A 7,098-nucleotide genomic window follows, 5' to 3' on the forward strand; every position below is an offset into this window, starting at 1 on the left:
ATAGCTGGGAGTGCCGGGCCTGTTGGTCTTAGCTTTATTCCCCGCAACCCTTAAATATTACTCGTTCGGTAATATACTCGGTGAGTAATATGTTCTACGACAGGGGGCGCGAGGTTGAGAAGCTCAACGAGGTTTACTCCTTTCCGGGCTCAAGCTTTCTCGTGATTTACGGCAGGAGGAGGGTTGGGAAGACCGCCCTGGCCAGGGAGTTCCTGAGTGATAAGCTCGGCCTCTACTTCTTCGTTGGCGAGAAGGATGAGGCTTTGCTACTCGAAGAGTACTCGCGCGAGATTAAGGAAAAGCTTTCTAACTACCTCCCTTCATACTTGAAGCCAAAGTTCGGCTCCCTTGAGGAGCTGATTGAGTTCCTGCTCGACTTCTCGCGGGAGAGGAAGCTTGTTGTGGTATTTGACGAGTTCCAGAACTTCAGGACGGTTAAACCTTCCTTCTTCTCCTCCCTCCAGAGGCTCTGGGACGAGAAAAAGGAAACCTCAAACCTCATGCTCATCGCAGTTGGCTCGTACGTTGGCATGATTAAGCGAATCTTCATGGACAGAAAAGAGCCCCTCTTCGGCAGGGTGGACGAGTGGGTTAAGCTGAGGCCCTTTGACTTCTGGACCGCCTTCGACTTCGTGCACTCGCAAGTTGGCATTCCGCCCAAGGATTTCGTTGAGCTGTACTCAGCTTTGGGCGGAATGCCCCGGTATCTCCTCTACGTCCCGCGCTACTACCGTGGAGACTCCCTTAAAGCCCTGAAGGCGCTGTTCTTCGACGAGTTTGCCCCGCTGAGGGAAGAAGGTTTAAACGTCCTAAAACTGGAGTTCGGCAGGTTCTACCGCGCTCACTTCTCAATCCTCGAAGCGGTCAGCCTCGGCTACGTTACGCCCAAGGAGATAAGCGACAAAACGGGTATGAAGCTTCTCACCGTCGGCAAGTACCTCAGCGAGCTGACCAACCACTACGAGTACCTGAAGAGGGAAGTTCCCGTCACCGAGAACCCGCTTAAGACAAGGAAAGTAATCTATCGCATAAGCGACGAGTTCTTCAACTTCTGGTTCAGGTTTATCTACCACAACTACACCGCCCTTGAGGAGAATCCTGAGAAGGTCTTTGAGCGCTTTAAAGCAGAGTTTCCCGCCTTCGTTGGCAAAACCTACGAGAGAATAGCAGTGGACTTCGTGAGAAGGCTCGACTTAGGCTTTAAACCGGAGCGCGTTGGCAGGTGGTGGCACAAGGGAGAAGAGATAGACGTGGTCGCCTACGACCGGAAAAACGTCCTCCTCTTCGAGGTGAAGTGGAAGGACCTGAGCCTGAGGGATGCGAGGAAGGTTTTGAAGTCCCTTGAGAGGAAGGCGAAACTTCTCCCGCTCAAAGGGGATTACCGGTTCGGCATTATAGCGAGGGAGCTTGAGGGTAGGGAGGAACTAAGGGAAGAAGGCTTCCTCGCCTTTGACCTTAACGACGTCATTCACCAACGTCCTCTATTCCCTTCTCCGTAATCCTGAAGTAGACCATCGTCCCCTCTGGACGGAAGCGGTGCCTTTCGAGAATGGCCAGCCTTAAGCCCGGCTTCGGAAGCTTGTCGAGCCGGAGTATGTCCTTACAGCGGTAGCCGAGGGTTTGTTCCGCCACCGGCCTCGTCCTTTCGAGCCTGCTGTCGTAGTGCACCTGGTTGATGACGAGAACGGGAATGTTCTGTTTCCTTGCAATCCAGAGGAGGACCTGCAGTTGTCGGCTTAAGTCCGTGAGGAGGCCCATTCTGTTCTCCTCAGCCCTGTAGTGGGCGGTTATAGAATCAACCACGACGAGCGAGAACGAGTCGTCAACGACCTTCTTGAGCGAGCCTATAATCCTCCTCTGCTCCCTGAAATCAGCGGGAGTGAAGAGAATGAAGCGCGACAAAGCTTCCTCGGGGTCAAGGTTTCTAGCTTCTGCCATCTGCTTCAGCCGTTCGGGAGAAAAGCCCCCCTCCGTGTCCACGTAGGCGACCTTCTTACCGCTCAGAATTCCGGTTTGGACCGCTAATGTCGTCTTCCCGGTCGCGTAGGGGCCGTAAATCTGGGTGAGCACGCCGGGGGCGAAACCTCCCCCGAGCAGTTCGTCGAGCTTCCGCGAGCCTGTGGAGAGCATGCCTTTCCCTCAGAAGGACATCTCCTCGTAGAGCTTCGGCTCCTTGAAGAGCACCCACACGCGCCTCTTCCTGAGCTCCTCGACCAGCTTCGACGGGTCGGCGTCGTTGTAAACGCCGTAGTGCATCGGGATTACAACCCTCGGTCTCACGTCCTCGACTATCTGAGTTGCCTCCCTCGCGTTCGCGGTTGAGCGACCGCTTATCGGGACGAGCAGGATGTCCACCTTACCGCGAAGCCTCTGGAACACGGGGCCTGCGTAGGTGTCTCCGGGATGGAGGAGCCTCTTGTCGCCCTCTATCAGGTAGCCGAGCGGGTATTGGCTCGACGGATGCTCGACGTAGATGGCCGTAACCTTCACGCCGTTTTCGAGCTCTATCGTCTGTCCTGCCTCGATTTCCCTGACCTTCGTAACGCCATCTGCCACCGCCATTAGGTAGACCTGCTTTGGGCCTATTACCGTGGCGTCGCGGAGCCTCGAGAGGAGCTCGACCTTTCCGTAGTGGTCGGTGTGCTCATGGGTTATCAGGATGTAGTCAACCTCGCCAATTCGGTCGTCGTCAACCTCCGGGTAGGGGTCTATCAGTATCTTCACCCCGTTCGTCTCAATCCAGAAGCATGCGTGACCGTACCAGATGACCTTCATCGGTTCGACCTCCTCAAGTGCCTTCGATAAAGCGGACTTAAAGTTTTCCCAGCGTTGGTTTTATTAACCTCTGAACCTACTAAAGGCGATGGCGATGGAGAAGAAAAAGGGCCTCATCGTGAGGGAACCCTACGCGAGCCTAATCGTAGAGGGCAAGAAGGTGTGGGAGATTAGGAAGACGAGAACGAAAATCAGAGGGGAGATTCTGATAATCAGCAACGGGAAGGCCATCGGGAAGGCGGAGCTCGTCGACGTTCTCGGGCCGTTCACGCCGGAGGAGTTAGCTGAGCATGAGGACAAGCACCGCGCGAGCGTTTCTTTCCTGCGCGAGTACTCCAATGGGAAGCCACTCTACGCGTGGGTGCTCAGGAACGCCGAGAAGTTCGACCGCCCCAAGGAGGTGGAGATGGCCAAAGGGGTCCAGATATGGGCCAACGTGGTGGTTAAAGATGAATAAGGTCCGGCGCTTCCTGTTTCCCCCACTTAACTGGCCGTTTCTGATTCTCATAGCGGTTGCCTTCGTCCTCGTCTTCGTTTTCTTCTCCGGTGCGGTTCTCATGGCCTTTGACAGGCTCGGCCTTCCTCCCGGTGTGGCTGTTACACTCTTCGTCTTCGCGCTCGTCGGGAGCTTCATAAACATACCCATAGCGGAGGAGGTAACCTACGAGCCCGTGATTAGGGTTAGGGAAGTCGGCTTCTTCGGGATTCTCTATCCGATGCCCTACTTCGACTGGGAGGAGAGGAAGACGGTCATAGCGGTCAACGTCGGCGGTGCCCTGGTTCCTCTGAGCATAGTTCTCTACGAGCTCTTCCGCCTCGTCCACCTTGGTGAGTACGGCCTCCTCCTGAACACCCTTCTCGCGGTTTTCATCGCCTCGCTCCTCAGCAACGCCGTTGCGAGACCGGTTCGTGGTCTTGGAATCGCGATGCCGACCCTCTTTCCCCCGCTCATAGCGGTTCTCCTTGGCTGGCTCCTCGGGGACGGTAACCCAACGCTGGTTGCCTACGTCAGCGGAACGCTTGGGGTTCTCATAGGGGCCGACCTGATGAACTGGGAGAAAATCAAGCGCCTCGGGGCGCCGATGGTCAGCATAGGGGGCGCCGGAACCTTCGATGGAATCTTCCTCGCGGGGGTTATTGCCGTTCTCTTGGTATGACGGTGGGTTTATAAGGCGGTAATTCAACAGGAAACCGTCAAAGGAGGTGGCGCTCATGTTCGTTATCGGGAGCGGTGGGAAGCACCTTGAGGGGGAGCTCAGGGAACTCGGTGGAGAAATCATCGAGGTCGAGCTGAGGAAGTTCCCCGACGGGGAGAAGTACGTTCGGGTTCTCGGTTCCGGCGATGAGGCAACGGTCGTCAGCTCTACCTTCGCGCCGCAGGACGAGAAAATCGTTGAGCTGCTTCTCATCGGGGACGCGCTCAGGGAGAAGGGCTTCAAGAAACTCCGCGCCGTAGTTCCCTACTTCGCCTACAGCAGGCAGGACAGGGTCACGAAAGAGGGTGAGCCGGTGAGCGTGAGAGCGATAATGAAAGCCCTTGGCGTTTACTACGATGAACTCTACATCTTCGACCTCCACAACCCCGAGACGCTGAAGTACTTCCCGGGTAAAGGCGTCAACGTCTCCCCTGCGAGGGTCATAGCGGACTACTTCCGCGAGAAGCTCGGCGGCGGCATAGTCCTCGCCCCGGATAAAGGCGCCCGTGAGAGGGCCAAAGCTGTTGCGGAGGAGCTCGGCCTTGAGTACAGTCACTTCGAGAAGAGGCGCATATCCCCAACTGAGGTTGAGATGAGACCGGTTGATATAGATGTCAGGGGCAAGAACGTTCTGATAGTTGATGACATCATAAGCACCGGAGGAACCATGGTCAAGGCGTCCGAGATTTTGAGGAAGCTCGGCGCAGAGAGAATCTTCGTTGGAGTTACCCACGGGGTCTTTGCCGAGGGTGCCATCGAGAGGGTTAGTAAGGCTGTTGACGAGCTCGCCGTCACGAACACGATACCTACTCCCGTCTCGAAGATAAGCATTGTGCCGGAAATACTCCGCCTTTGATTGCAAAAATTTTTAACATTTTCATGTCTATTTTTGTGCATTTTTGTTCTCTTTTTTGACGGGTTCTTTTTCAAAAATCTCACCGCTGGTGGGTTTTGCAAAAATTTTTCACTGTGGGGGTTCGTCCCTATTGGGTGGAGCCCCCGAACAGGGGGCGACGAAGACCCGGACGCCAAGACGGCGGCGTCGGGGGGAACGGGTGCAAAGCACCCAAAGATGAACCCCGCCCTCCAGTCCGGGTCACACCAGGTGCGCTCCCGAGGAAACGCCGAAAGGCGGACCCCTCGGGGGTAAGGCAGGCCCGGCACCCCGACCAAACCCCCGGACGGGAATCGGTACTCCCCCGTTTGAGGGGAGTTCCACCGGCCGTACTCCTTGCTCAATTCCGGTTGATCCTGCCGGAGGCCACTGCTATGGGGGTCCGACTAAGCCATGCGAGTCATGGGGCGCGCTCTGCGCGCACCGGCGGACGGCTCAGTAACACGTCGGTAACCTACCCTCGGGAGGGGGATAACCCCGGGAAACTGGGGCTAATCCCCCATAGGCCTGGGGTACTGGAAGGTCCCCAGGCCGAAAGGGGCTCTGCCCGCCCGAGGATGGGCCGGCGGCCGATTAGGTAGTTGGTGGGGTAACGGCCCACCAAGCCGAAGATCGGTACGGGCCATGAGAGTGGGAGCCCGGAGATGGACACTGAGACACGGGTCCAGGCCCTACGGGGCGCAGCAGGCGCGAAACCTCCGCAATGCGGGCAACCGCGACGGGGGGACCCCCAGTGCCGTGGCACAGCCACGGCTTTTCCGGAGTGTAAAAAGCTCCGGGAATAAGGGCTGGGCAAGGCCGGTGGCAGCCGCCGCGGTAATACCGGCGGCCCAAGTGGTGGCCGCTATTATTGGGCCTAAAGCGTCCGTAGCCGGGCCCGTAAGTCCCTGGCGAAATCCCACGGCTCAACCGTGGGGCTTGCTGGGGATACTGCGGGCCTTGGGACCGGGAGAGGCCGGGGGTACCCCTGGGGTAGGGGTGAAATCCTATAATCCCAGGGGGACCGCCAGTGGCGAAGGCGCCCGGCTGGAACGGGTCCGACGGTGAGGGACGAAGGCCAGGGGAGCGAACCGGATTAGATACCCGGGTAGTCCTGGCTGTAAAGGATGCGGGCTAGGTGTCGGGCGAGCTTCGAGCTCGCCCGGTGCCGGAGGGAAGCCGTTAAGCCCGCCGCCTGGGGAGTACGGCCGCAAGGCTGAAACTTAAAGGAATTGGCGGGGGAGCACTACAAGGGGTGGAGCGTGCGGTTTAATTGGATTCAACGCCGGGAACCTCACCGGGGGCGACGGCAGGATGAAGGCCAGGCTGAAGGTCTTGCCGGACGCGCCGAGAGGAGGTGCATGGCCGCCGTCAGCTCGTACCGTGAGGCGTCCACTTAAGTGTGGTAACGAGCGAGACCCGCGCCCCCAGTTGCCAGTCCTCCCCGCTGGGGAGGAGGCACTCTGGGGGGACCGCCGGCGATAAGCCGGAGGAAGGAGCGGGCGACGGTAGGTCAGTATGCCCCGAAACCCCCGGGCTACACGCGCGCTACAATGGGCGGGACAATGGGAACCGACCCCGAAAGGGGAAGGGAATCCCCTAAACCCGCCCTCAGTTCGGATCGCGGGCTGCAACTCGCCCGCGTGAAGCTGGAATCCCTAGTACCCGCGTGTCATCATCGCGCGGCGAATACGTCCCTGCTCCTTGCACACACCGCCCGTCACTCCACCCGAGCGGGGTCCGGGTGAGGCCTGGTCTCCCTTCGGGGAGGCCGGGTCGAGCCTGGGCTCCGTGAGGGGGGAGAAGTCGTAACAAGGTAGCCGTAGGGGAACCTACGGCTCGATCACCTCCTATCGCCGGAAACCCGTCCGGGGGGGTTTAAGGGGTGCCGGGCCTGCCAACGTGGGCCGGTAGCTCAGCCTGGGAGAGCGCCGGCTTTGCAAGCCGGAGGCCCCGGGTTCGAATCCCGGCCGGTCCACCACGAAGAGGTGCACATCCCGAGCTCGGCTCGGGGTGGAAGGGCCTGAGACCCCGAACAGGGGTCACGATGAGGGCCGTGCATAGGCGAGCTGGTCCAGAAAACGCCCCGCCCGGTGGCAACTAAGCCGCCTGGTGGATGGCTCGGCTCGGGGCGCCGACGAAGGGCGTGGCAAGCTGCGATAAGCCCCGGCGAGGCGCAGGCAGCCGTCGAACCGGGGATGCCCGAATGGGACCTCCCGCGGCTTTGCCGCACTCCCAGTCGGGAGGGGGAAC

6 protein-coding genes, 1 tRNA gene and 2 rRNA genes are annotated in these 7,098 nt (G+C 58.9%); 7 read left to right on the top strand and 2 right to left on the bottom strand.

Annotation, left to right across the window (positions count from 1 at the left end):
- Positions 1–89: 89 nt before the first annotated feature.
- Positions 90–1,499, top strand: a complete 1,410-nt coding sequence (locus ACYQ04_RS11800) for an ATP-binding protein (RefSeq protein ID WP_460130232.1) — start codon at positions 90–92, stop codon at positions 1,497–1,499.
- On the opposite strand, the gene radB is transcribed toward ACYQ04_RS11800, so the two are convergent.
- Positions 1,465–2,130: a DNA repair and recombination protein RadB gene (gene radB / locus ACYQ04_RS11805; RefSeq protein ID WP_460129783.1), complete on the bottom strand. Its 666-nt coding sequence runs from the start codon at positions 2,128–2,130 to the stop codon at positions 1,465–1,467. The genes ACYQ04_RS11800 and radB overlap by 35 nt on opposite strands.
- A gap of 9 nt (positions 2,131–2,139) precedes the next feature.
- The gene (locus ACYQ04_RS11810; protein WP_460129784.1) at positions 2,140–2,775 is read right to left on the bottom strand and encodes an MBL fold metallo-hydrolase; all 636 of its coding nucleotides are present in this window, start codon (positions 2,773–2,775) and stop codon (positions 2,140–2,142) included.
- Between the two features lie 88 nt (positions 2,776–2,863).
- Here ACYQ04_RS11810 and ACYQ04_RS11815 point away from each other — a divergent pair, with 88 nt between their 5' ends.
- From ACYQ04_RS11815 to ACYQ04_RS11840, 6 genes are all read left to right on the top strand, one after another.
- A complete protein-coding gene (locus ACYQ04_RS11815; RefSeq protein WP_167729581.1) occupies positions 2,864–3,232 on the top strand; it encodes an ASCH domain-containing protein in 369 nt (122 codons plus the stop codon).
- Positions 3,225–3,932, top strand: a complete 708-nt coding sequence (locus ACYQ04_RS11820; RefSeq protein ID WP_042690986.1) for a DUF1614 domain-containing protein — start codon at positions 3,225–3,227, stop codon at positions 3,930–3,932. The genes ACYQ04_RS11815 and ACYQ04_RS11820 overlap by 8 nt, the downstream gene beginning before the upstream one ends.
- 55 nt (positions 3,933–3,987) lie before the next feature.
- The gene (locus ACYQ04_RS11825) at positions 3,988–4,827 is read left to right on the top strand and encodes a ribose-phosphate diphosphokinase (protein WP_460129786.1); all 840 of its coding nucleotides are present in this window, start codon (positions 3,988–3,990) and stop codon (positions 4,825–4,827) included.
- A 382-nt stretch (positions 4,828–5,209) separates the two neighbouring features.
- Positions 5,210–6,697: ribosomal RNA gene (locus ACYQ04_RS11830) — 16S ribosomal RNA — on the top strand.
- Between the two features lie 52 nt (positions 6,698–6,749).
- Positions 6,750–6,826: transfer RNA gene (locus ACYQ04_RS11835), tRNA-Ala, on the top strand.
- 107 nt (positions 6,827–6,933) lie between these two features.
- Positions 6,934–7,098, top strand: a 23S ribosomal RNA gene (locus tag ACYQ04_RS11840); the annotation flags it as partial.

Source organism: Thermococcus prieurii, from assembly GCF_054657655.1.

Coding starts and splice junctions, on each gene's coding strand:
- ACYQ04_RS11800 (WP_460130232.1), top strand. CDS start 90: ATGTTCTACGACAGGGGGCGCGAGGTTGAGAAGCTCAACGAGGTTTAC.
- radB (WP_460129783.1), bottom strand. CDS start 2,130: ATGCTCTCCACAGGCTCGCGGAAGCTCGACGAACTGCTCGGGGGAGGT.
- ACYQ04_RS11810 (WP_460129784.1), bottom strand. CDS start 2,775: ATGAAGGTCATCTGGTACGGTCACGCATGCTTCTGGATTGAGACGAAC.
- ACYQ04_RS11815 (WP_167729581.1), top strand. CDS start 2,864: ATGGCGATGGAGAAGAAAAAGGGCCTCATCGTGAGGGAACCCTACGCG.
- ACYQ04_RS11820 (WP_042690986.1), top strand. CDS start 3,225: ATGAATAAGGTCCGGCGCTTCCTGTTTCCCCCACTTAACTGGCCGTTT.
- ACYQ04_RS11825 (WP_460129786.1), top strand. CDS start 3,988: ATGTTCGTTATCGGGAGCGGTGGGAAGCACCTTGAGGGGGAGCTCAGG.